The organism is Mycobacterium szulgai, from assembly GCF_002116635.1.
Classification (GTDB): Bacteria; Actinomycetota; Actinomycetes; order Mycobacteriales; family Mycobacteriaceae; genus Mycobacterium; species Mycobacterium szulgai.
On record NZ_LQPW01000120.1, the window covers coordinates 1 to 23110 of the forward strand.

The 23110-nt window shown below is 65.3% G+C and carries 21 protein-coding genes and 1 tRNA gene; 12 read left to right on the forward strand and 10 right to left on the reverse strand.

Annotation, left to right across the window (positions count from 1 at the left end):
• The first annotated feature begins 191 nt into the window (after positions 1–191).
• The gene (rph, locus tag AWC27_RS16210) at positions 192–971 is read left to right on the forward strand and encodes a ribonuclease PH (protein ID WP_085671555.1); all 780 of its coding nucleotides are present in this window, start codon (positions 192–194) and stop codon (positions 969–971) included.
• Positions 968–1579, forward strand: a complete 612-nt coding sequence (gene rdgB / locus AWC27_RS16215; RefSeq protein WP_085671418.1) for an RdgB/HAM1 family non-canonical purine NTP pyrophosphatase — start codon at positions 968–970, stop codon at positions 1577–1579. The genes rph and rdgB overlap by 4 nt, the downstream gene beginning before the upstream one ends.
• 56 nt (positions 1580–1635) lie before the next feature.
• Here the strand turns inward: rdgB and AWC27_RS16220 are convergent, their stop codons facing one another.
• From AWC27_RS16220 to AWC27_RS32175, 3 genes are all read right to left on the reverse strand, one after another.
• Positions 1636–1992, reverse strand: a complete 357-nt coding sequence (locus AWC27_RS16220) for a DUF3817 domain-containing protein (RefSeq protein WP_085671419.1) — start codon at positions 1990–1992, stop codon at positions 1636–1638.
• Positions 1989–2369, reverse strand: a complete 381-nt coding sequence (locus AWC27_RS16225) for a hypothetical protein (RefSeq protein WP_085671556.1) — start codon at positions 2367–2369, stop codon at positions 1989–1991. Before AWC27_RS16225 ends, AWC27_RS16220 begins: the two co-directional genes overlap by 4 nt.
• 295 nt (positions 2370–2664) lie before the next feature.
• Positions 2665–3141, reverse strand: a complete 477-nt coding sequence (locus tag AWC27_RS32175; protein WP_245847208.1) for a helix-turn-helix domain-containing protein — start codon at positions 3139–3141, stop codon at positions 2665–2667.
• Here AWC27_RS32175 and AWC27_RS16235 point away from each other — a divergent pair.
• Positions 3098–3181: transfer RNA gene (locus AWC27_RS16235), tRNA-Leu, on the forward strand. The genes AWC27_RS32175 and AWC27_RS16235 overlap by 44 nt on opposite strands.
• 65 nt (positions 3182–3246) lie before the next feature.
• Here the strand turns inward: AWC27_RS16235 and AWC27_RS16240 are convergent.
• The gene (locus AWC27_RS16240) at positions 3247–4446 is read right to left on the reverse strand and encodes a PPE family protein (protein ID WP_085671420.1); all 1200 of its coding nucleotides are present in this window, start codon (positions 4444–4446) and stop codon (positions 3247–3249) included.
• A 418-nt stretch (positions 4447–4864) separates the two neighbouring features.
• Here AWC27_RS16240 and AWC27_RS16245 point away from each other — a divergent pair, with 418 nt between their 5' ends.
• Genes AWC27_RS16245 through AWC27_RS16255 form a run of 3 tightly spaced genes read left to right on the forward strand, consistent with a single transcriptional unit; the run spans position 4865 to position 10305 of the window.
• Positions 4865–7441, forward strand: coding sequence for an ABC transporter ATP-binding protein/permease (locus AWC27_RS16245; protein ID WP_085671421.1), 2577 nt, complete (start codon positions 4865–4867; stop codon positions 7439–7441).
• A complete protein-coding gene (locus AWC27_RS16250; RefSeq protein ID WP_085671422.1) occupies positions 7438–9174 on the forward strand; it encodes an ABC transporter ATP-binding protein in 1737 nt (578 codons plus the stop codon). The genes AWC27_RS16245 and AWC27_RS16250 overlap by 4 nt, the downstream gene beginning before the upstream one ends.
• A 45-nt stretch (positions 9175–9219) precedes the next feature.
• Entirely contained in the window at positions 9220–10305 is a 1086-nt protein-coding gene (locus AWC27_RS16255) for a phosphotransferase family protein (RefSeq protein ID WP_085671423.1), read from the forward strand.
• Here the strand turns inward: AWC27_RS16255 and AWC27_RS16260 are convergent.
• The gene (locus AWC27_RS16260; RefSeq protein WP_085671424.1) at positions 10286–11458 is read right to left on the reverse strand and encodes an acyl-CoA dehydrogenase family protein; all 1173 of its coding nucleotides are present in this window, start codon (positions 11456–11458) and stop codon (positions 10286–10288) included. The genes AWC27_RS16255 and AWC27_RS16260 overlap by 20 nt on opposite strands.
• A 95-nt stretch (positions 11459–11553) precedes the next feature.
• On the opposite strand from AWC27_RS16260, the gene fabG reads away from it, so the two are divergent.
• From fabG to AWC27_RS16290, 6 genes are all read left to right on the forward strand, one after another.
• Positions 11554–12294, forward strand: coding sequence for a 3-oxoacyl-ACP reductase FabG (gene fabG / locus AWC27_RS16265; RefSeq protein ID WP_139837045.1), 741 nt, complete (start codon positions 11554–11556; stop codon positions 12292–12294).
• Positions 12291–13502, forward strand: coding sequence for an acetyl-CoA C-acetyltransferase (locus tag AWC27_RS16270; protein ID WP_085671426.1), 1212 nt, complete (start codon positions 12291–12293; stop codon positions 13500–13502). Before fabG ends, AWC27_RS16270 begins: the two co-directional genes overlap by 4 nt.
• Positions 13499–14704, forward strand: coding sequence for a CoA transferase (locus tag AWC27_RS16275; protein WP_085671427.1), 1206 nt, complete (start codon positions 13499–13501; stop codon positions 14702–14704). Before AWC27_RS16270 ends, AWC27_RS16275 begins: the two co-directional genes overlap by 4 nt.
• The gene (locus AWC27_RS16280) at positions 14701–15894 is read left to right on the forward strand and encodes an acyl-CoA dehydrogenase family protein (RefSeq protein WP_085671428.1); all 1194 of its coding nucleotides are present in this window, start codon (positions 14701–14703) and stop codon (positions 15892–15894) included. Before AWC27_RS16275 ends, AWC27_RS16280 begins: the two co-directional genes overlap by 4 nt.
• A 4-nt stretch (positions 15895–15898) precedes the next feature.
• On the forward strand, positions 15899–16600 hold the full coding sequence (locus tag AWC27_RS16285) for a GntR family transcriptional regulator (RefSeq protein ID WP_085671557.1): 702 nt from the start codon (positions 15899–15901) through the stop codon (positions 16598–16600).
• An 84-nt stretch (positions 16601–16684) separates the two neighbouring features.
• Positions 16685–17053: an Rv1352/Rv1906c domain-containing protein gene (locus AWC27_RS16290; RefSeq protein ID WP_085671429.1), complete on the forward strand. Its 369-nt coding sequence runs from the start codon at positions 16685–16687 to the stop codon at positions 17051–17053.
• On the opposite strand, the gene AWC27_RS16295 is transcribed toward AWC27_RS16290, so the two are convergent.
• Genes AWC27_RS16295 through AWC27_RS16315 form a run of 5 tightly spaced genes read right to left on the reverse strand, consistent with a single transcriptional unit; the run spans position 17029 to position 23109 of the window.
• Positions 17029–18567, reverse strand: coding sequence for a class I adenylate-forming enzyme family protein (locus AWC27_RS16295; protein ID WP_085671430.1), 1539 nt, complete (start codon positions 18565–18567; stop codon positions 17029–17031). The two genes, AWC27_RS16290 and AWC27_RS16295, sit on opposite strands and share 25 nt — an antisense overlap.
• The gene (locus tag AWC27_RS16300; protein WP_085671558.1) at positions 18560–20086 is read right to left on the reverse strand and encodes a class I adenylate-forming enzyme family protein; all 1527 of its coding nucleotides are present in this window, start codon (positions 20084–20086) and stop codon (positions 18560–18562) included. Before AWC27_RS16300 ends, AWC27_RS16295 begins: the two co-directional genes overlap by 8 nt.
• Positions 20076–21530, reverse strand: a complete 1455-nt coding sequence (locus AWC27_RS16305; protein ID WP_085671431.1) for a class I adenylate-forming enzyme family protein — start codon at positions 21528–21530, stop codon at positions 20076–20078. The genes AWC27_RS16300 and AWC27_RS16305 overlap by 11 nt, the downstream gene beginning before the upstream one ends.
• Entirely contained in the window at positions 21530–22312 is a 783-nt protein-coding gene (locus tag AWC27_RS16310) for an enoyl-CoA hydratase/isomerase family protein (protein ID WP_085671432.1), read from the reverse strand. The genes AWC27_RS16305 and AWC27_RS16310 overlap by 1 nt, the downstream gene beginning before the upstream one ends.
• Positions 22303–23109: an enoyl-CoA hydratase/isomerase family protein gene (locus AWC27_RS16315; RefSeq protein WP_085671433.1), complete on the reverse strand. Its 807-nt coding sequence runs from the start codon at positions 23107–23109 to the stop codon at positions 22303–22305. Before AWC27_RS16315 ends, AWC27_RS16310 begins: the two co-directional genes overlap by 10 nt.
• Between the last annotated feature and the right edge of the window lies 1 nt (position 23110).

Below are 23110 nucleotides of genomic sequence, written 5' to 3' on the forward strand. Positions count from 1 at the left end.
ACGGCAACGAAACTGCAGACGCCACGCCAACGCCCTGCGAACCTTCAAGAACTCACTTATTCAGCGGACTCATATCGGATGCGCTATCGCGTTTGCAATTAGGGTGTGGCCGGCCGCGGTGGTGCTGGCGTGACGGGTGTGATGGCCACTGACCGCATCGCCAGCCCCGTCGCCGGGTTAGGGTGGGCGGCGTGTCAAAACGTGAAGACGGCCGCCTCGACGACGAGCTTCGCCCGGTGGTCATCACCCGGGGATTCACCGAGAACCCAGCGGGATCGGTACTGATCGAATTCGGTCACACCAAGGTGATGTGCACCGCCAGCGTCACCGAGGGCGTGCCCCGCTGGCGCAAGGGATCGGGACTGGGTTGGCTCACCGCCGAATACGCCATGCTGCCGTCGGCCACACACAGTCGTTCGGACCGAGAATCGGTGAAGGGCCGGCTCAGTGGGCGCACTCAGGAAATCAGTCGGTTGGTCGGCCGGTCGCTGCGAGCGTGCATCGACTTGGCGGCGTTAGGGGAGAACACCATCGCCGTCGACTGCGATGTGTTGCAGGCCGACGGCGGAACTCGCACCGCGGCCATCACCGGCGCCTACGTGGCATTGGCTGATGCGGTGACTTATCTGTCGGCGGCGGGCAAGCTATCCGATCCAAGGCCGCTGTCGTGTGCCATCGCCGCGGTCAGCGTGGGTGTGGTCGACGGCAGGATCCGTGCCGACCTGCCTTACGAGGAAGACTCGCGCGCCGAGGTCGACATGAACGTCGTCGCCACCGATACCGGCACGCTGGTTGAGGTGCAGGGCACCGGCGAGGGGGCGACATTCCCCCGGTCAACTCTGGACAAGCTGCTCGACATGGCGCTGGCTGCGTGTGACAAGTTGTTTGCCGCTCAGCGCGAAGCGCTGGCGCTGCCGTACCCGGGTGTGCTGCCCGACGGACCGCCGGCACCGAAGGCGTTCGGGAGCTGACCCGCCTGCTGGTCGCTAGCCGTAATGCCAAGAAGCTGGCCGAACTGCGCCGGGTGCTCGACGGCGCCGGCGTGTCCGGTTTGAACCTGTTGTCGCTCAACGATGTTGAGCCATTTGACGAAGCACCGGAAACCGGTGCGACCTTCGAGGAGAATGCGCTCGCCAAGGCGCGTGACGCGTTCGCGGCGACGGGTCTGGCGAGCGTGGCCGACGACTCCGGTTTGGAGGTGGCCGCACTCAACGGCATGCCGGGGGTGCTGTCGGCGCGGTGGTCGGGTCGCCACGGCGACGACGCCTCCAACACCGCGCTGCTGCTGGCACAGTTGCGTGATGTGCCCGACGGGCGGCGCGGCGCGGCGTTCGTCTCGGCTTGCGCGTTGGTCTCGAGAGACGGCGAGGTCGTCGTGCGCGGCGTGTGGCCCGGCGGAATTGCCCGCGAACCGAGTGGCGACGGGGGCTTCGGCTACGACCCGGTGTTCATTCCCGACGGGTCGACGCGCACCGCGGCGCAGCTTAGCCCGGCGGAAAAGGACGCTGTCTCGCACCGCGGTCGCGCGTTGGCGCTGCTGGTGCCCGCGCTGCGCGCTCTGTCGGCCGGCCCCGGGTGAAACCAGCTTCACGTTCGTCCGCGAGCGTGAAACCAGGTTCACGCTCGGCGTTGCCCCTAGAACCCGTAACGCGCCTTGACGTCTCGGGTTTGGAAGTGCTCGACGATGATGCCCACCAGCGGGACGGTGCCGGCAAGCAAAACTCCGATCGTCTTGCCTATCGGCCAGCGAACCTTGATGGCGAGGTTGAAGGCGGCCAACACGTACACGAAGTACACCCAGCCGTGCACCACTTCGATCCACCGGATTTCCCGATGGAAAGCGAGATGCGAGACGATCTCGTAGCACAGCGCGATCAGCCAGATTCCGGTCGTCCACGCCATGACTCGGTAGGCGAGCAATGCCGTGCGAATCTTCTCAACGGGAAAAGCCGACGCGGTCTGCTGTGCCTCGGGTGTCTCGGGTGCGGTCATGCGGTGGTCCTGTTCTGCTTCTCGGTATCGCTCTTGGCGAGCTCGGCCAGGTAGGCGTTGTATTCCTGCATTGCGGGATCGTCGGGTTGCTGCGAGACGGGCTGGGGCCTTTCGGGTAGCAGCCCGTCAGGTATTTCGGTCACGGCGCCCTTGTTGCGAGGCTCGGGCGGCACGTCTTCATAGCGGACGAATTTGCGGTACGCATAGACGCAGAAGCCGGCGAATAGCGGCCACTGCAGCGCATAGCCGAGATTCTGGAACGTGCCGGACACCGATTCGAATCGTGTCCACTGCCACCAGCCCAGAGCCAGGCAGCCGCAGGCCGCGACGATCACCAAAGCGATCAGCGCAGGCCTCCGACGATGTGTAGTCGACACCCCTTGACGGTACCGCGAGTGGCTCATAACTTCGGCCCGACGAATTGGTCGAGACGCGCAACGGCGGCCTTGCGGTACACGGCAATGCCGTGTCGGCTTGACCGGGTCCATGGAATTGCGCGCGCGTCCCGGGCTCCACTGAACAATCCGAGGATGCCTTCGGATCTATTCGAGAAGTGATAGCCGACGCTGCGGACACCGCGATTATTGGCCGCCACACGGCACCCATCGCTGTCGATGAGTCCGCGAACGGATTGCTCGGTGGCCTCTTTGACCAGCAGTTCCTGCCAGGGTTCTAGCCGAATCGGCCTCTAGTGCTTCTTCCCGGGACCGTGTTGAGGCTGATTTCTGGATATGTCTTGTCGAGGGTGATCCTCAGCCGCCACACTTGGCGGCACCGTGAGATACAGCCGTCCCCGAGGTACATACCAGGACGTAGCAACAAGGCCCCGCCGGCAGTGCCGACATGCTTTGCGCAACACCGCACTCCATGGCGCTGATGACTCTCGGCCGGAGTTGATGTCGACTGTCGCCAGTCCTGCACTGTCGGTCGAGGCACGCCGAGTTGTCGAGAGATAGCGCAGTCGTTTACCCCAGCTGCGATTAGGCGCTTGGCTGCCGCGACTCTTCTGCAGACCGCATGCGAAACCCTTCGACTGTTACGAAGCCAAGTTAGGCTGCACCGCCGACAAGTCGTGGTTGGACAAAGCGATAAGATCGCGATGCCCGCGGGCGTGGCGAAATTGGCAGACGCGATGGTTTTAGGTGCCATTGCTCGTGAGAGCTTGAGGGTTCGAGTCCCTCCGCCCGCACAATCTCAGCCGATGGCGCGGCGCGCTCGGCGCCGTAAAGTCCTCTCACACCAGAGAATCAGGCATCATCCTCCAGCAAGAGGTCGTGACATAACCCGCGGCGTGTGACCGTACCGAGGCACCATGCCGCCGCGCATGGCCACTCCTGTTGGCATCCCCGGCATTCCCGGCGCGCCGGACATTCCGGGGTCAGCGGTAGGCAGGGTCGTCATCGGCGTGGCGTGGATTGCCTCAGCCGTGGTGATCTTCGGAACCGTTGCCCAGGCCGGGGGCACCGACAATTGCCCGACGTAACCAGCACTTCGGAATGCAGCCGATACCTCGCTGACCGCTTCGCTCGCTCCGAGACTGCGGGCTATCGTGTTCAGCGGCGCAAGTAGTTCGTTAGGTGCGCTTGCGGCCTCACCCAGGTTGGGCAGCAGCCCCAAACTGCTCTGAACTCCCATCGTGTCGGTGATCGTCGAGCTCAGGTTGTTCACCGATCCGATCGTTGCGTAGAAAGCGAGCAGTGCGTCTAACACAGTGAAATCGTCGGCGACCAGGCCCGGGAAGTACGACGCGAACGCGTTGATCCCCTCGCCTAATGGAATGAGAATGGCCGACAGTTCAGGGGCGATGGGCAGCAGCAGCGTTCCCAGTTCGATTAGCAGGTTGCCGATGATGTTTCCGGCGTCGTCTCCTACGCTGACCACCGCATGGGCGACGGCGCTGTGCTGCGCGGACTGGCCGGCGGGATTGGTGGTCTGCTGTGGCGAGCTGAACGGCGTCAGTTGCCGCGCGCTCGATGAGGTAATCGCGTAGTCGTACATCACGGTGGCATCGGTCGTCCACATTTCTGAGTACGCGAACTCCGTGGCTGCGATCGCCGCGGTGTTCTGGCCGAAGAAGTTCTCCGCTATCAAGGCGCGTAATTGCGCGCGGTTAGCCGCGATCGTCGCTGGAGGCACGATCGTCGCGAATGCTCGCTCGAAGGCCGCGGCCGCGGCCGCCGCTTGGAGTGCCGTCTGCCGCGCCGAGGCTGCGGTTTTGTCCAGCCATTCGACGTACGGGCGGACGGAAGCCGCCATGATCGCCGATGACGGTCCCGTCCAATGAATATCGGTGAGGGTTGAGACTACCGAGCGATAGCTATCGGCGGCGGTGAGCAGTTCAGTCGACACGTCGTGCCAACTCATCGCGGCCGCCCGCAACGGGCCTGAGCCACATCCGCTGTACATACGGGCCGAGTTGACCTCCGGCGGGTATAGCGCGAAATCGATGAACACTGCCCACTCCTGTCTAGCCGATTGAGGTAACGCTGGCCCCCAGTGGCTACGTCGGCGCCAGGGCAGGCGCCAAGAGTGGATCAAAGGGCGCTATAGCGGCGACCGCATCGCCGGTCCCTCAGTGAACTGACAGGAAGTGATAATTAACTCCTCATTGAGATGGGGACTGCGGCGGAAGTCGTCGGCTAACCAAGCGTCGCAAGAACATTCGCCCAACACGGCTTGCCGCAGCCAAGCCTGTTACCGTGGGCCGCGGGTCGGCGAAAGCAACCGAGTTTGACCTTTGGTAAGGCAACCCTTAGTTTGGTGTGTAGCTTGCCGGGGCGTCCTGAGATGCAAGAACGCTGACGCCGCGCGCCGGCGAACCACCACCCGCTTGTCGCGATGGACAACGTGTGGCTCCAGGAGAGGATCGTTGATGGCCCGCGGGTTGCAGGGCGCGATGTTGCGCGGCTTCGGCGCGCGCGACCACACCGCGACGGTGATCGAAACCGTAATGATCGCACCACATTTCGTGCGGATACGGATGGAATCGCCGACGCTGTTCGAAGATGCCGAGGCCGAGCCCGCCGCCTGGTTGCGCTTCTGGTTCCCCGACCCCGCTGGGACCCATACTGAATTCCAGCGTGCCTACACGATTTCGGAAGCAGATGTTCCCGCGGGCCGTTTCGCGGTCGACGTAGTGTTGCACGATCCGGCCGGCCCCGCCTCGACCTGGGCCCGCACCGTCAAGCCCGGCACGACCATCGCGGTCATGTCTTTGATGGGCTCATCCCGCTTCGACGCTCCGCAAGAGCAACCGGCCGGCTATCTGCTCATCGGCGATTCGGCGTCCATCCCGGGGATGAACGGCATCGTGGGAACGGTCCCCGACGACGTCCCGATCGAGATGTACCTCGAGCAGCACGACGACAATGACACGATGATCCCGATCTCGCGCCATCCCCGGCTGCGGGTGCACTGGATCACCCGGCGCGACGAGAAATCTCTGGCCGCCGCGATCGAGAGCCGGGACTGGTCGAACTGGTATGCCTGGGCGACACCGGAGGCCACTGCCCTCAAGAACGTCCGGAAGCGGCTGCGCGACGCGTTCGGGTTCCCCAAGTCCGAGGTACACGCGCAAGCCTATTGGAGCGCCGGTCGCGAGATGGGCACCCGCCGCGGCGGCGATCCGGGTGATGCTGAGCCGAAAGCTGTTGCACCGCCCGAGAGACCGGCTGAGACAGCCGTTCCTGCGCGCGGGAATTGGCGCGCCCAGGCTGCCGGTCAGTTGCTGGCACCGCTGCGCTGGGCGCTCATCGTTTCCGGAGTGCTGCAGGCCGTGGTCACCCTCGTTCAGCTGGCGCCGTTCGTGTTGCTGGTTGAGTTGGCCCGCCTGCTGATCTCGGGCGCCGATGAGTCCCGGTTGTGGAACGTCGGAATTGCGGCCGTTTCATTGCTGGGACTCGGCACGATTCTCGGTGCCGCGCTCACGTTGTGGCTGCATGTCGTCGACGCGCGCTTTGAAAGTGATTTGCGCTCAAGGCTGTTGGGTAAGCTGTCCCGGCTGCCGCTGGGCTGGTTCACCGCTCGCGGCTCGGGGTCGATCAAGCAGTTGGTGCAGGACGACACGCTGTCACTGCACTACCTTGTCACTCACGCCATTCCTGACGCGGTCAATGCGGTGGTCGGGCCTGTGGCGGTGCTGGTCTATCTATTCATCGTCGACTGGCGGGTCGCGCTCGTGCTCTTCGGGCCGGTGCTGGTCTACCTGGTGACGTCGTCGGCGCTCATGGTTGCGTCCGGTCCCCGCATCGCGCAATCGCAGCGGTGGGCCGAGAAAATGAACGCCGAAGCCGGCGCTTACTTGGAGGGGCAGCCGGTAATTCGGGTCTTCGGCGGTGCCGCGGCGTCGAGTTTCCGACAGCGCCTCGACGAGTACGTCGGCTTCCTGGTCGCCTGGCAGCGTCCGCTCGCCGCCAAGAAAACGTTGATGGACCTGGCCACCCGTCCATCGACGTTTCTGTGGCTCATCGCAACCACCGGCACGCTGCTGATCGTCGGCAACGCGATGGATCCGGTGAATCTGCTGCCATTCCTGTTGTTAGGCACAACTTTCGGATCCCGACTGCTCGGCATCGCTTACGGTGTCGGGGGCATTCGCGGTGGCATGCTGGCCGCCCGGCGTCTCCAAACCGCCCTCGCCGAGTCTGAACTCACGGTGCGGGCTCAGCCTCATGAGGCGTCCGGGCGAGATCCCGCCGCAACGGTGGTATTCGATGGTGTCAGCTTCGGCTACCGTCCCGGTGCCCCGGTGATCCACAACGTGTCGCTGCACCTGCGCCCCGGCACCGTCACCGCGCTGGTCGGTCCGTCCGGATCCGGAAAGTCCACGCTCGCCGCGCTGCTGGCTCGATTCCACGACGTGGAGCAAGGGGCCATAGAAATTGGCGGACAAGACATTCGGTCGCTGACTGCTGACCAGCTCTACACGCGGGTGGGCTTCGTCCTGCAGGAAACCCAACTCGTGCACGGCACCGTCGCCGAGAACATTGCCCTAGCCGCCCCGGATGCCACGGCGGCACAGATCCAGGAAGCCGCGAAACAGGCCCAGATCCACGACCGCGTGCTGCGCTTGCCAGACGGCTACGACACCGTGCTGGGTGCAAGCAGCGGGCTCTCGGGCGGGGAACGGCAACGTCTGACCATCGCGCGCGCGATCCTCGCCGATACGCCGATCCTGATCCTCGACGAAGCCACCGCCTATGCCGATCCAGAGTCGGAATACCTTGTGCAGCAAGCACTCAACCGGTTGACCAGGGATCGTACGGTGCTGGTGATCGCGCACCGATTGCACACCATCACCCGAGCCGACCAGATCATCGTCCTTGACCACGGCCGGATAGCCGAACGCGGCACCCACGAGGAGTTGCTTGCCGCCAATGGCCGTTACCGCCGCCTTTGGGAGACCGGCCAAAGCAGGCCGGTAGCCGCAGTCCGGGAGGGCGCACGGTGATCCGCACCTGGATAAGCCTGGTTCCGGCCGACCGCCGTGCCAAGGTAGTCACCTACACCGTGCTCGCGCTCGTCTCGGTCGTGTTGCGGGCGGTAGCTACCGTTTTGCTGGTCCCGCTGGTTGGCGCGCTATTCAGCGGCAACCCGAAACATGCACTGGCGTGGTTGGTTTGGCTCACGGTCGCGACCGTCGCGGGCTGGGTGATCGACACCATCACCGCGCGGATCGGCTTCGATCTGGGCTTCGCGGTACTCGACCACACCCAGCATGACGTGGCCGACCGGTTGCCAGATGTGCGGCTGGATTGGTTCACCCCGGACAACACCTCCACGGCACGGCAAGCGATCGCCGCGACCGGACCCGAGCTGGTGGGTCTGGTGGTCAACCTGCTGACACCGTTGCTCACGGCGATCCTGCTGCCGGCGGTCATCGCGCTGGTCCTGTTGCCGATCTCCTGGCAGCTGGGAGTGGCTGCGCTGGCCGGTTTGCCGTTGCTGCTGGGTTCGCTTTGGGCCTCGGTCCGCCTGACCCGCCGCGCTGATGCCGCGGCCGGTGAAGCCAACAGCGCGCTCACCGAACGCATCATCGAGTTCGCCCGAACCCAGCAGGCGTTGCGCGCCGCGCGCCGCGTCGAGCCGGCCCGCAGTTTGGTCGGCACTGCGCTGACCGCCCAGCACAGCGCGACGATTCGGTTGCTGGGCATGCAGATTCCCGGTCAACTACTGTTCAGCATCGCCAGCCAGCTCGCCCTGATCTTGCTTGCCGGAGCCACCACGGCACTGACCGTTGCCGGCGCGCTGACGGTGCCCGAGGCCATCGCATTGATCGTAGTGATGGCCCGATACCTGGAACCGTTCACTACCGTCAGCGAGCTGGCACCCGCCCTGGAGAGCACCCGCGCCACTCTGGACCGCATCCGTTCGGTGCTGACGGCACCGGCATTGGACGCCGGGACCGCCACATTGCGTGACGTCGCCGCGGCCCCGCGTATCGAATTCGACGATGTCTGTTTCAGTTACGACGGCGCCAGCCCGGTGCTCGACGGTGTCAGCTTCTCGTTGCGGCCCGGCACCGCGACTGCGATCGTCGGGCCGTCGGGTTCGGGCAAGAGCACTGTCCTGGCGCTGATCGCCGGACTGCACCAGCCCTCTCGCGGGCGCGTACTCATCGACGGTATCGACGCGGCCACGCTGGACCCCGAAGCGCGGCGCTCGGCGAGCAGCGTCGTATTCCAGCATCCCTACCTCTTCCACGGCACGATCCGCGAAAACGTATCTGCCGGCGATCCCGCGGCCGACGACGACCGGTTCGCCCGGGCAGTCCAGTTGGCCCGGGTCGATGAGCTCACCGGCCGGCTCCCGGACGGCGTCGAGACGATCGTCGGCGAGGCCGGCTCGGCGCTATCCGGCGGTGAACGGCAACGCGTCAGCATCGCGCGTGCTCTGCTCAAAGACGCACCGATCCTGTTGGTAGACGAGGCGACCAGCGCGCTGGACAACGAGAACGAGGTGGCGGTGGTCGATGCGCTCACCGCCGATCCCAGTTCGCAAACCAGGGTGATCGTCGCCCACCGCCTGGCCAGCATTCGTCATGCTGACCGGGTCCTGTTCATCGAGGACGGCCGGCTGGTCGAGGACGGCGCGGTGGATGAGTTGCTCGATGCCGGTGGTCGTTTCAGCGAGTTCTGGCACCAACAGCATGAAGCCGCCGAGTGGCGGATACTCGCCGATTAGGGGACACCTGCCGAAACTCTTGCCGTATGACTTACAGTCGGGGGCATGAGTGCCTTGTTGTCGATCCCGCGCTACCCCGCCGACGTAACCCCGGAGTGGCTATCGACGGTGCTCAGCCAGCACGGCACACCGGTCGAGGTCGCTGCGGCCGACGTGGCGGCGATCGGCACCGGACAGACCGGAGCCACCTACCGGGTGACGGCCCGCTACGAGACCGAGCCCGGCGGGCTGCCGCAGACCTTCGTCATCAAGCTGCCCGCGCAGGACGATGCGGTGCGCGACCGGGTCGTCATCGGTTATCGCAGCGAGTGCGCGTTTTACACCTCGGTAGCCGATCGGATGCGGGTGCCCACGCCACAGTGTTTCTACTGCGAGATCACCGATGATGCAATGGAATTCGCGCTGCTGTTGGCAGACCAGGCGCCAGCGGTGCAGGGCGACCAGCTGTTGGGTTGCGGTGAGCAGGAGGCCCGGCTGGCGGTGACCGCGCTGGCCGGCTTGCACGGGCCCAGTTGGTGTGACCACGTCTGGCTGGATCTGCCCGGTATCGCGTTCCCGCTGCCGGACGAGCCGTCCGCTCAGGGCCTGGGCGAGGTGGCCAAGATGAGCGCCGACATCACGCTGGCGAAGCTTGGCGATCGGATGCTCACCGAGGATCGCGAAACCTTCGCCGCCGCAATGAGTTCGGTGACGCCGTGGCTGCTAGCCGAGCAAGGGCGGTTCTCCCTGCTGCACGGCGATTATCGCTTGGACAACCTGTTGTTCGATCCCGGCCTCACCCGGGTGAGCGTCGTGGACTGGCAGACGCTCGGCATCGGGCTTCCGGCGCGGGATCTCGCGTATTTCACCGCAACCAGCCTCGACTCGCGGCTGCGGTCGGCAATCGAAGGAGACCTCGTCGATGTGTATCACCGGGCGCTTGTCGGCTATGGCGTCACCGACTATGACCGGGAAACCTGTTGGCGCGACTACCGGCTCGGAACGCCGCAGGCCGTGCTGATCGCGGCACTTGGGTTCGCTTTCGCCACCGCTACCGAGCGCGGTGACGACATGGTGCTGACCATGCTGCGGCGCGGCTGTCAGGCTATCCGGGATCTGGGCACCCTCGAGCTCATCGCTGCGCAGCCTTGACCAGATTCGACCCGATGATCAGCTGCTGGATCTCGCTAGTGCCTTCGTAGAGTCGCAGCAGGCGTACGTCGCGGTAGATGCGTTCGACCGGAACGCCCTGCATGTATCCGCTGCCGCCGTGGATCTGCACCGCGAGATCGGCGACCTTGCCGGCCATTTCGGTGCAGAACAGCTTGGCCGCGGACGGCGCGATTCGTCGATCGGCACCGGTGACCCACTGTCGTGCCGCATCGCGGACCAGAGCGCGACCTGCCAGCACGCCGGTCTGCTGGTCGGCGAGCATCGCTTGGACCAACTGAAAGTTGCCGATCGGGGTGCCGCCCTGCGTCGCGGTGGCGGCATAGGCCACCGACTCGTCGAGGGCGCGCTGGGCCGCGCCGACGGCGATTGCCGCGATATGCACTCGGCCCCGGGCCAACGAGGTCAACGCCGCTCGATAGCCGATGTCCTCGTCGCCACCGATCAGGGCGCCGGGGCCAACCCGAACATCGGTGAGATTGACATCGGCGGTCCACGCACCCTCCTGGCCCATCTTGGCGTCCTTGGTGCCGACCGCAACGCCGGTGGCGTCGGCGGGAACCAGGAATACCGCTATGCCGGCGCCGCGATCGTCGGCCGGCCTGGTGCGTGCGAAGACCACGAACAGGTCGGCGACGGGTGCGTTGGTGATGAACCGCTTCTGTCCGGAAATCACCCAATCATCGTTATTCCGAACGGCTTTGGTGCGCAGCCCGGCCGGGTTGGATCCTGCGCCAGGCTCGGTCAGCGCGAAGGATGCGACGACGTCGCCGGAGGCCATCGGCTCCAGCCAGCGGGCCTTCTGTTCGTCGGTGCCGAAACCGACGAGCACCTGTCCGGCGATGCCATTATTTGTGCCGAACATCGACCGCACCGCCAGCGAGGTGTAGCCCAGCTCCATCGCCAGCTCGACGTCCTGCATCAGGTTCAGGCCGAGTCCACCCCACTCCTGTGGAATCGCGTAGCCGAACAGCCCCATCTTCTTGGCCTGCTCGCGCAGGTCTTCGGGCACCCGGTCGGCGTCGAGAATCTCCTGCTCGCGCGGCACCACGGTGGCGCGGACGAACTGGCGGGTCTGGGCCAGGATCTCCTGAAAGTCCTCGTCAGATACCTCGGGGAGATCAGCAGTGCTCATCGGCGGAAGCTCCTTTCGGAGCAAGATCCTATATGAAATATGATATTTGCGATGATGGGGTGCCCGTTCGGGTGCCGGGACAGTGAGGAATACAGGTGGGGTTGCTCAGCGGACAGACAGCGGTGATCACCGGCGGCGCACAGGGCCTCGGATTCGCCATCGCGCAACGATTCATCGCCGAGGGGGCCCGGGTGGTGATCGGTGACGTGAATCTCGAGGCAACCGAGGCTGCGGCCCAGAAACTCGGAGGTCCCGACTTTGCCTTGGCCGTGCGCTGCGACGTGACGCAAGCCGACGAGGTCGAGGCGCTCATCGCGACCGCAGTCGAGCGTTTCGGTGGTCTGGACATCATGGTCAACAACGCGGGGATCACCCGCGACGCGACCATGCGCAAGATGACCGAAGAGCAATTCGACCAGGTCATCAGTGTGCATCTGAAGGGCACCTGGAACGGTACCCGGCTCGCGGCGGCCGTCATGCGGGAGCAAAAGCGGGGCGCCATCGTCAACATGTCTTCGGTATCGGGCAAGGTCGGCATGATCGGCCAGACCAACTACTCCGCGGCCAAGGCCGGAATCATCGGGATGACCAAGGCCGCGGCTAAAGAACTCGCCTATCTCGGTGTGCGGGTCAACGTCATCGCACCGGGGCTGATTCGTTCTGCGATGACAGAAGCTATGCCGCAACGCATTTGGGATCAAAAGGAAGCCGAAGTCCCGATGGGCCGCGCCGGGGAGCCCAGCGAGGTGGCCAGCGTCGCATTGTTCCTGGCGTCGGATCTGTCCTCGTATATGACCGGGACCGTCATGGAAGTCACCGGTGGCCGGCACATATGAGCCACGCCGTCATTTGTGAACCCGTACGGACACCGATCGGCCGCTACGGCGGAATGTTCAAGTCGCACAGCGCCGTTGACCTCGGCGTCGCCGCGCTGAAGGGCTTGCTGCAGCGCACCGGGATCGCACCGGATGCCGTGCAGGACGTGATCCTCGGACACTGCTATCCCAGCAGTGAGGCACCGGCGATCGGCCGGGTGGTGGCGCTGGACGCGGGGCTACCGGTAACGGTTCCCGGCATGCAGGTCGACCGTCGCTGCGGGTCGGGGCTGCAGGCGGTGATCCAGGCTTGTATGCAGGTCAGCAGCGGCAGCAATGATCTCGTCATCGCCGGCGGCTGCGAAAGCATGAGCAACGTCGCGTTCTATTCCACCGACATGCGCTGGGGTGGCGCGCGAAGCGGCGTGCGGGTACACGACGGGCTGGCCCGCGGCCGAACCACCGCGGGCGGCCGCAACTACCCGGTGCCCGGCGGGATGCTGGAAACCGCTGAGAATCTGCGCCGCCAGTACGGCATTTCGCGGCTGGAACAGGACGAGCTCGCGGTGGCCTCCCACCAGCGCGCGGTCGCCGCGCAACGAGGCGGGCTGCTGGCCGACGAGATCATCCCGGTCGCGGTACGCACTCGCCAGGGCGAGGAGGTGGTCGACACCGACGAGCATCCTCGCGCCGACACGTCGGTGGAATCGTTGGCGAAACTCAAACCCGTTCTGGGCAAGGAGGATCCAGACGCCACGGTGACCGCCGGCAATGCCAGCGGGCAGAACGACGCGGCGTCCATGTGTGTGGTGACCACGCCGGAGAAGGCGGCCGAGTACGGGTTGACGCCGTTGGTCCGCATGGTGTCCTGGGGGCAGGCCGGGGTGGCGCCCAATGTAATGGGCATCGGGCCGGTGCCCGCGACACAGGCCGCCCTGGCCAAAGCCGGATTGAACCTGCACGATATCGACCTCATCGAACTCAACGAAGCCTTTGCCGCCCAAGCGCTTGCGGTGATGCGCGAGTGGAAGTTCGGCGTCGCCGATCGCGACCGCACCAACGTGCACGGCTCGGGGATCTCGCTGGGCCATCCGGTCGGTGCGACCGGCGGCCGGATGCTGGCAACCCTGGCGCGCGAACTCAACCGCCGTCAGGCCCGCTATGGCCTGGAGACCATGTGCATCGGCGGCGGCCAGGGGCTAGCCGCTATCTTCGAGCGGGTCACGTGAACACGTTGCCGCTGAGCGGCATTCGCATTGTCGAAGTCTCCAGCTTCGTTGCCGCGCCGTTATGCGGGATGACTCTGAGTCAGCTTGGCGCACAGGTCATCCGGGTCGATCCGATTGGCGGCGCCTCGGACATCCAGCGCTGGCCGCTGGCGGCAAGTGGGACCTCGATCTACTGGACCGGCCTGAACAAGGGAAAGCGTTCGGTCACCGTCGATTTGCGTTCGGCCGAAGGCCAAGAGCTGGTCCAGCGGCTGATCACCGAGGGCGATGGCATCGTGGTGACCAATGCAGCCGGCCTGGCCTGGCTCGGCCACGATGTGCTGGCGGCCAAGCGGCCCGACGTCATCCACCTGCAGTTGCTCGGGCGCGGCGACGGTTCCACCGGGGTGGATTACACCGTGAACGCGGCGACCGGATTTCCGTTCATCACCGGCCCGGTCGACCACGCCGGTCCGGTGAACCACGCGCTGCCGGCCTGGGATGTGTGCTGCGGACTGTATGCCGCGCTTGCCGTCGTCGCTGCCGTCCGGCGCCGCGAACAGACCGGGGCAGGGGCACGCATCAGCCTGGCACTGGAAGACGTCGCGCTAGCGACGGCAGGCAACCTGGGATTGCTGACCGAGCCCCAGGTGAACGGCACGCAGCGGCCACGCCTGGGTAACGCCATCTACGGCCAGTACGGCCAGGACTTCACCAGCCGCGACGGCGTCGCGTTCATGGTTGTGACCTTGACCGGCAGGCACTTTCGTGAGTTGGTCGACGTGACGGGTACCAGTGCCGCGGTGTCGGCGCTGGCCGAAGCGCTCGGGGTGGATTTCGGGGCCGAGGGCGACCGCTACCGCTACCGCGACGCGCTCACCGGTTTGTTCACCGTCTGGTTCGCCGAGCACACGGCCGACGAGATCGGCGCGGCGCTGTCGGGCACCACGGTGTTGTTCGAGCGCTATCGCACCTTTACCGAGGTGGTGGCAGACCACAAGGTAACCGCCAATCCGCTGTTCGCCCCGTTGCACCAGCCAGGTGTCGGAGATTATCTGGCGCCCGCCCTGCCCGCTGCTTTCGACGGTGCACACCCGCGTAGTACGGCAGCCCCCGCACTGGGCCAGGACACCGCCGACGTACTCACCCAGCTCCTGGGTTTGACCACCGCCGACATCGCACGTTTGACGAGCGCCACCACGATAGGGAATGACAGCCGATGACCAAACTCGCTCAGACACTTGGCCTCACCGAATTTCAAACCGAGATCATCGGGACGGTAAGGCAATTCGTTGAAAAGGAAGTGATCCCCAACGCGGCCGGACTCGAACGTGGCGACACGTATCCGCAAGAGATCGTCGACCAGATGCGCAAGATGGGGCTATTCGGCCTGATGATCCCGCAGGAGTACGGCGGCCTGGGGGAGTCGCTGCTGACTTACGCGCTGTGCGTCGAGCAACTGGCGCGCGGCTGGATGAGCGTATCGGGAGTGCTCAACACCCACTTCATCGTCGCCTACATGTTGCGCCAGCACGGCACCGAGCAACAGAAGCAGCGCTTCCTGCCCCGCATGGCAACCGGCGAGACGCGCGGCGCGTTCTCGATGTCAGAGCCGGAGCTGGGCTCCGACGTGGCCGCGATCCGAACCCGGGCGCGGCGCGACCCCGACGGCGCCTACACCATCGACGGTCAGAAGATGTGGCTGACCAACGGCGCCACCTCCACGCTGATCGCGGTACTGGTGCGCACCGACGAAGGCGCGGAGAAGTCGCACCGCAATCTGACCGCATTCCTCGTCGAAAAGCCCGTCGGCTACGGCGAGGTGGTGCCCGGGCTGACCATTCCCGGCAAGATCGACAAGCTCGGCTACAAGGGCATCGAGACCACTGAGCTCATCTTCGACGGCTACCGGGCCGGCGCCGATGACATTCTCGGCGGCACACCGGGGCGGGGCTTCTTCCAGATGATGGACGGCATCGAGGTGGGCCGGGTCAACGTGTCGGCGCGTGCGTGTGGGGTCGGCCTTCGAGCCTTTGAGCTTGCGGTGCGCTATGCCCAGCAGCGTCACACCTTCGGCAAGCCGATCGCCGAGCACCAGGCGATCGCGTTCCAGTTGGCCGAGATGGCGACGAAAGTCGAAGCGGCGCATCTGATGATGGTCAACGCGGCGCGGCTGAAGGATTCCGGGGAGCGCAATGACGTGGCCGCCGGCATGGCGAAATACCTTGCCAGCGAATACTGTTCGGAGGTAACCCAGCAGAGCTTCCGGATCCACGGCGGGTACGGATATTCCAAGGAATACGAGATCGAGCGGTTGATGCGCGACGCGCCGTTCCTGCTGATCGGCGAGGGCACCAGTGAAATCCAGAAGTCGATCATCAGCAAGCGATTACTGGCCGAGTACCAGGTCTGACGTGATGACCGTCCCGGATTTCGCCGCCCGGCCACAACTTGCCGAAGACGTTGCACGCTTTGTCCGCAAACGGATCTTCGACGGCACCTACGCCGCCGGAAAGTATGTCCGACTGGACCAATTGGCCGCAGAATTGGGCATCAGCGTGACGCCGGTGCGCGAGGCGCTGTTCGCGCTGCGCGCCGAGGGCCTGGTGGCCCAACAACCCCGGCGGGGGTTTGTGGTGTTACCGCTCACCGAACGGGATTTGGGTGACGTCGCCAACGTCCAAGCGCATGTGGGTGGGGAGCTTGCCGCCCGGGCCGCCATCAACATCAGCGACGACCAGTTACGCGAGCTCAACGACATCCAGACTCAGCTCGAGAAGGCCTATGCTGCCGATGATGAGGAGCGAGCGGTCGTGCTCAACCACGAATTCCACCGGGCCATCAACGTTGCGGCCAACTCGCCGAAGCTTGCCCAGTTGATGTCACAGATCACCCGCTACGCACCCGAATCGGTGTTTCCCACCATCGCGCACTGGCCGGGGAAGGCGACCAAGGACCATCGGCGGGTATTGGCGGCGTTGACGAAACGTGATGACAAGCTGGCTCGCGCCGCGATGTCAGAACACCTGGCTGCCAGTGCAATTCCGTTGATCGAGCACCTCGTCGCCCACGGCGTGGTGGTTCAGGCGGTGCCGCGCGATGGTGAGACATCGGCCTGAACAGCCAATGATGCGTTGTTGTCGAACGGCTCTGGGCATACGCTGCCGGGTGGGGGCCACCGGGGCGCCGGACAGGGAGCGCAAATGCGTCTTAAACGTGCGGTTCGTGTCACTGCCGGACTAGTGGCTTTCTCATCAGGGATCATCCTGTCGCCGCCGGCCATGGCTGACCCGATGGACCCGATACCGGGGAACGGAATCTTCATCGTCGGCCCTGACATCGCACCGGGGCTCTACCACACGGCCGGGTCGGCGTCGACCTTCGGAGTCTGGATCAACAACGTGCCGACCCAGGACTCGATGTGCGCCTGGTTTACCTACAGCACACCGGATGCGAACAAGGAGCACGTACTTCAGACGAACATCTCTGTCGGTCCGATGTTCGCGAACATCAACACATCGGTGAAGGCTTTCGAATCGCAGAACTGTCAACCCTGGACGCGGGTGCCCTGAGGCCGGTTCTCCCCGATCATCATCTCCCGCAGCCGCCGCATGTCGACTTTGCCGGTGGCGAGACGGGGGACTTCCCGATCGGAATCCAGCATCAGCCACACCGTCGGGACCTTGAAGCTGCTCAACAGTCCGCTTGCCGCCTCGCGTAACTGGTCTGCATTTTGCGCGCGGCAGATCACCGCTGCGGCCACCCGCTTACCCGAAGGGCCGGGCACATCGGTGACGAAGGCCTTGTCGACGCCGTCGATGGTGCGTAGCGCTCGTTCGACCTCGCCGGGATAGACCGTCGCCCCGCTGACCTTGAACATGTCGTCGCATCGGCCGTGGTAGAAGAGGAAGCCCTGGTCGGTGAGCCGGCCTAGGTCGCCGGTCGGGTAGAACCCGTCGGCGGTGAACAGGTCTTCGCGGCTGCGGCGGCACATACCGCGCAGGGTGTGCGGTCCCCGGATCTGGATCATGCCGACGGTTCCGGCCGGAACCGGGGCGCCGGTGTCGATGTCGACGATGCGAATTTCCATGCCGGGGAAGGGTTTTCCGCAGCTGCCCCAGGCCGCCGGCGGCATGTCGGTGTTGGCGGCATAGCCGCAGTAGGGCCCGAATGCTTCGGTCATGCCGAACAGGACCGCGCGTGCCCCCGGCTGCGCCCGCTGCTCGGGTGGCAGCAGCGCTTCGAGGCTGCCCCGCTGCAATGCCGAGAGGTCCACGCTCGCGCGGTCGGGGTGGCGCGCCAGTGCTTCGGCTTGATCGGGCCAGCCGCGAAACAGCGTGACTCGCTCCGTTTCCAGCAGCCGCAGCGTGGTTTCGGGCCGCGGGATTTCCTCGGTCACCAGTGTGGCGCCGGCGAGCAGCGCCGACAGTACTCCGCTGCCCAAGCCGCCGACCCAGAAAAATGGCATCGGCAGATAGAGCCGGGTGTCTGCGGTGATGCAGCGCGCCGCCAGCCCCGATCGCACCGCGCCCAATGCGCTGGCGTGGGAATGCACGACTCCCTTGGGTACTCCGCTGCTGCCCGAGGTGAAGATGATGGTCAGCGGGTCGGCCTCGTGAACCGTCTCCGTCATGGCGTCGACGATGCGGCGGGCCTGTTCGCCTGCAACGGAATTAACGAGTTGGCCGACCAGCCATACCGTTGTCAGGGCCGGCAACTCGGCTTGCCTGAGGTCGTCGAGATAGCGGTGCCCGCAAAATTCCTCGACGCTCACCAGGAATTGCACCGAGGCCATCCGCAGTTGGGCGATCAGCTCGGCCGGTCGCAACAGCGTGCTCAATGGCACGAGAACTGCGCCGATGCGTGTCAGTGCGACGGCAATCTGCACCCAGCGGGTGCCATTGGGCATGATCAGGCCCACCCGGGTGCCCTTGCCCACGCCGGCATCGATGAATACCGCCGCCAAATCCCTTGTCGTGCTGTCTAGTTCGTGGTAATTGAGCCGCGCGGACGGGTCGACGACCATGGCCTTTCCGCCGTGGCAGGCGGCCTGTGCCCGCACCAATCGGTCGATGGTGTCAGGCATCGAAGAGCCTCTTGAGGCGCTGTGTATCGACCTTGCCACTGGACAATAGCGGTAGCGCCGCACGTGGCAGCGCGACGAACCGCCTCGGGATTTTGTATGCCGACAGCTGCGTCTTGAGCACCGCGCGCAGGGCCTCTTCGTCGAAGGTGTCGGAGCCATCGGGCAGGACGACGACAGCTGCCACCGACTGGCCCCGCTCGGCGTCTGGAATGCCCATGACGTGAGCCGCGGTCCCGAGGTTGGCCAAGGCCTTTTCGACCTCGGCCGCCGACACGTTGGCGCCCGCCGTCTTGATCATGCCGCTGCGCCGGCCAAGGAAGTACATGAACCCTTCGTCGTCGGCGCGGACCAGATCACCGGTATGAAACCAACCGTCGGCGTCGAAGCATTCCTCGCGACTGCGCCCGTAGTACCCCTGCATGACGTAGGGCCCACGGATGCACAGCTCGCCGCCCTCGATGATCATCGTCTCGAAGCCGGGCGCCGGCCTGCCGTAGGACCCGCGCCGCGCTTGGGGTTGGTCGCCTTCGTCCTCGCTGATGAGCAGGACGCTGCCGGCTTCGGTCATGCCGAGCATGTGGTGGCGCAATTCGGGATCCGCCGGCTGGACATCGGGCGCCATGATCGGATAGAGGTTGCCCCGGCGCATCGACGACAGATCGCGCCGGGCGAAGCTGGGGTGGTCGGCCAGGTGCGCGATGCCCGCCACGAAACCGTTTGTCATGGTGGGTCTTTCGGCTTCCAGCAGGTCAAGCATCGCGCCGGCGTCGGTGGTGTTGGAGCACACCAGGGTGGACCCGGCGATCAGCGTGGCCAGCAGACCGAACGCTAATCCACCGATCCAGAAGAACGGCGAATTGCAGAACAACCTGTCGTCAGCCGTCAAACCGCGGATCGTGTTCAGATTGCGCTGGTGGCCCAGCAGCGCGGCATGCGTGTGGACCACTCCCTTGGGTGCACTCGTGGACCCCGATGTGTACACGATCGCCAGTACGTCGGCAGGCTCGACGTCGTCTTCCAAGCCTCGCATCTGCGCCGCCTCGGCGGCGCGGCGGTACGGCCGGTCCACCTGGCGAGATATGACGACGTGGCGCAGTTGCGGTGCGGTGGCGCAGCACATCCGATCGAGATGGTCGAATTCCGGCCCGAGCAACTGCGTTAGCCGCGCCCGGTAGTCATGCGAGCGAAAAGCGGGCGCGCTCAACAAGATCTGCACGTCGGCGTCGACGAGTTGTTCACGTAGCTCACCAGTGGTGACGAAGGTGGAGAAGGGGACCACAATCGCGCCGATGCGCGCCGCCGCCAGCATTCCCAACACGAAATCGCTGCCATTGGGATACAGCAGTCCCACCCGGGTGCCCTTGCCGGCGCCAAGTGCGATCAGGCCGCGGGCCAGCTCTGCCGAACGGCGATCGGCCTCGGCGTAGCTGATCCGATCGTCGTCGCACACCAGCAGTGGGTGGTCTGCACGCGAATGGGCTTGGTGGCGAAGGACTTCGGCGATCGTGTCACGAGGCATGGTTGGCGGCATCGCTGAAGAAGCTTCGGATCACACCCAGGTCAGCCTTGCCGGATGGTGTTCGCGGGATCGCGTCGACGATGACGATATCGGTCGGAATCTCGTAACCCGCCAGGCGTGTTCGCAGGTATTCGACCAACTCGCCGGTGCCAGCCGACTCCGACTGACGCAGTTCCACCATGGCCACCGGCGTTTCGCCGAGCCGCTCGTCGTAACGTCCGACCACGGCCGCGCCGGCGACGGCGGGGTGGCCCTCCAGCGCGGTACGAACGTCGTCGGGCAGCACCTTGAACCCACCGCGAATGATGGCCTGGTCGGCTCGCCCGACGATCCAGAGGAAGCCATCGGCGTCGATACGGGCCATGTCCGTGGTCTGCAGCCAATCCGCAGATGGGCCAAGTTGTCCGGGTTTGACCTCCAGCCGGCCCACCTGGTCTGGCGGCAGGGCGGCGCCGTCGTCGTCGACCACCCGCAGTTGCGCGCCGGGATTGGCCCGGCCGACGCTGCCGCGCTTGGCTAGCCAGTACTGCCGGTGATCGGCAAGCGTCCAGCCCGCCACCCCGCCACCGAATTCGGTTGCTGCATAGGAAGTTAGCACCGGGATTCCGTATTTCTGTGTGAAGGCGTCGGCGTCCTCGGCGGACAGCGGCGCGGTGCCGCAGGTGACGGCGCGGATGCCGGCCAGGTCGGCTCGGGACAGATCCGAGTGCAATACCGTGCGCAGCGCCGCCGGCACCAGCGACACCGTGCGGGGCCGGTGCTTGCGCACCGCCTGGGTCCAGGCGTTGATTTCGAATCGTTCCAGCAATACGAACGGCCTGCCCGCCGTGACGCATTGCAGCACCCGGAAGACGCCGCCGATGTGCACCAGTGGTGAGTTGACGATCGCCACGCCGCGGCGCAGTTCGGTGGGCGCCGGTGTGTTCCGGTAGCCGGCGCCCATCACGCTGTGCGCCAGCATGTCGTAGCCGAGGTCGATTCGCTTGGGCGGCCCGGTGGTCCCGCTGGTCAGCATCCGCACCGCCACGTCCGACCGGGCGGGTTCGGATACCGCTGCTGCTTCGTCAACGCGGTCGAAGAGCGCCGAAATGGACACCGTGGTGGTGCCGGGCGGCTCAGCAACAAGCGACGCCAAATCGTCGGATTCGCCGACGATCACCGGCAGCCGCAGCGCGGCGATGTCTGCCCTGCTGCGATCCTCACCCCGAGACGGATTGATGGTCACCACAGTTCCACCACGCAGCAGCACGCCGAGGAACGCCGCCACCTGGGCGGGCCGGTTGCGCAACAGGATTCCGACCTCTGGCTGCGCCGCGTGGGAGCCGACACGGCTTGCCGCGACGGCGATTTGGCCCCACGAGAGCCATTGGCCGTCATACTCGATCGCGGGTGCATCCGGCTGTAGAGCGAGCACCTGCGCGATGCGCTGGCTAAGCGGATGCATCACCGGATCTTCGGTTCACGCGCGGCAGATTTGCCGGCCGCCAGCTCCGCCGTTCCGAGCGGGTTGCCCAGCCGGGTATAGATCAGGCCCTGGTCCAGGGCAGCCCGGTACGGTTTGTCCAACGACTCCCAGATCGCTTTGACGGTGCCTTGCGTCGCCGAAGGGGGCTTGGCCGCGATTGCCGCCGCGATCTCATGTGCCCGTGCCCATAATCGTTCGGGTTGAACAATTTCCGAGACCAAACCGATCCGCAGCGCGGTGTCGGCGCAGACCCGTTCGTCGTTGCCCATCAGCGCGATTCGTAGCGTCTCACCCAGCCCGATGCGGCGCATCAGCCCGATCGGCTCCAGTGCGCAAACCAGGCCGGCCGACACGTGCGAATCGAAGAACGTCGCATCCGTCGCGCAGAGGACGATGTCGGACTCGTTGAGGAAGTAGAACGCGCCTGCGGTGCACATGCCCTGCACGGCACACACCACCGGCTTCCACATCTTCTGCCACTTCGGACTCAGCGATTCACCCGGATCCTCGTGATTCCATACATTTTCGGGCTGACCATAGGGTGTCTTGATATCCAGACCGGCGCTGAACGCGCGGCCCGCTGCCCTTAATACCACCGCGTGCACAGACTCGTCGAGTTTGACGATGCGCCATGCTTGCGCCATCTCCACACACATGCTGCGGTCGAACGCATTGAGCTGCTCGGGCCGATTCAGGGTGATGGTCGCGACATGGTCCGCGGCGTCGAGGTCGAGCTGGATCCTGGCGAATTTCACCGGCATTGCCAATCGGGATTGCGTTTCTCCGCAAAGGCTTTAGGACCTTCGAGAGCATCCTGGGTCCGCAATACGCGTTCGCGGAAGGCCTCGGCCAGCATCTCGGCCTCGTGCAGCGGCAGGTCCAGGCCCTTGAGGATGGCCAGGCGCGTCCCGCGGACCGCCAGCGGCGCATTGGAATTCACAATCCCGGCAATCTCATGGGCCCGCTCCAGCAGGCGGTCGTGCTCGACGATTTCACTGATCAATCCGAGGTCGAGGGCGCGTTCTGCACTCATCCGCTCATGCTTACCCATCAGCGCCATGCGCAGCGCGACAGAGCGCGGCAGCACCCGGGCCAGCCGCACCAGCTCGCGTCCGGCGACTAGCCCGATGCTGACGTGCGGGTCGAAGAACGTGGCCCGATCGGATGCGATGACGATGTCTGACGTAGTCACCCAGTCCAGTCCGGCGCCACAGCACAACCCGTTGACCGCGGTCAGAAGCGGCTTGGCCATTCGGCGAAACGGTGGCGTACCTTCCTGCGGTGCCTCCCACTGTTCGTAGGTCGACAAGTAGGGGCGTTCATAGATCACCTTGCCGTCGCCGGGGATGGCTTTGACGTCGGCTCCGGTGCAGAAGGCGCGCCCGGTGCCGGTGACGACGGTCAGCCACACCTTGTCGTCGTTTTCGGCTTCGTCGTAGGCAGACCGCAATTCGGTGATCATGTGCGGGCTCAGTGCATTGAGCGCATCCGGGCGATTGAGCGTGATGGTGGCCGTGTGCCCGTCCACCTCGTAGCTGATGGTGCCGAAATCGGGCATG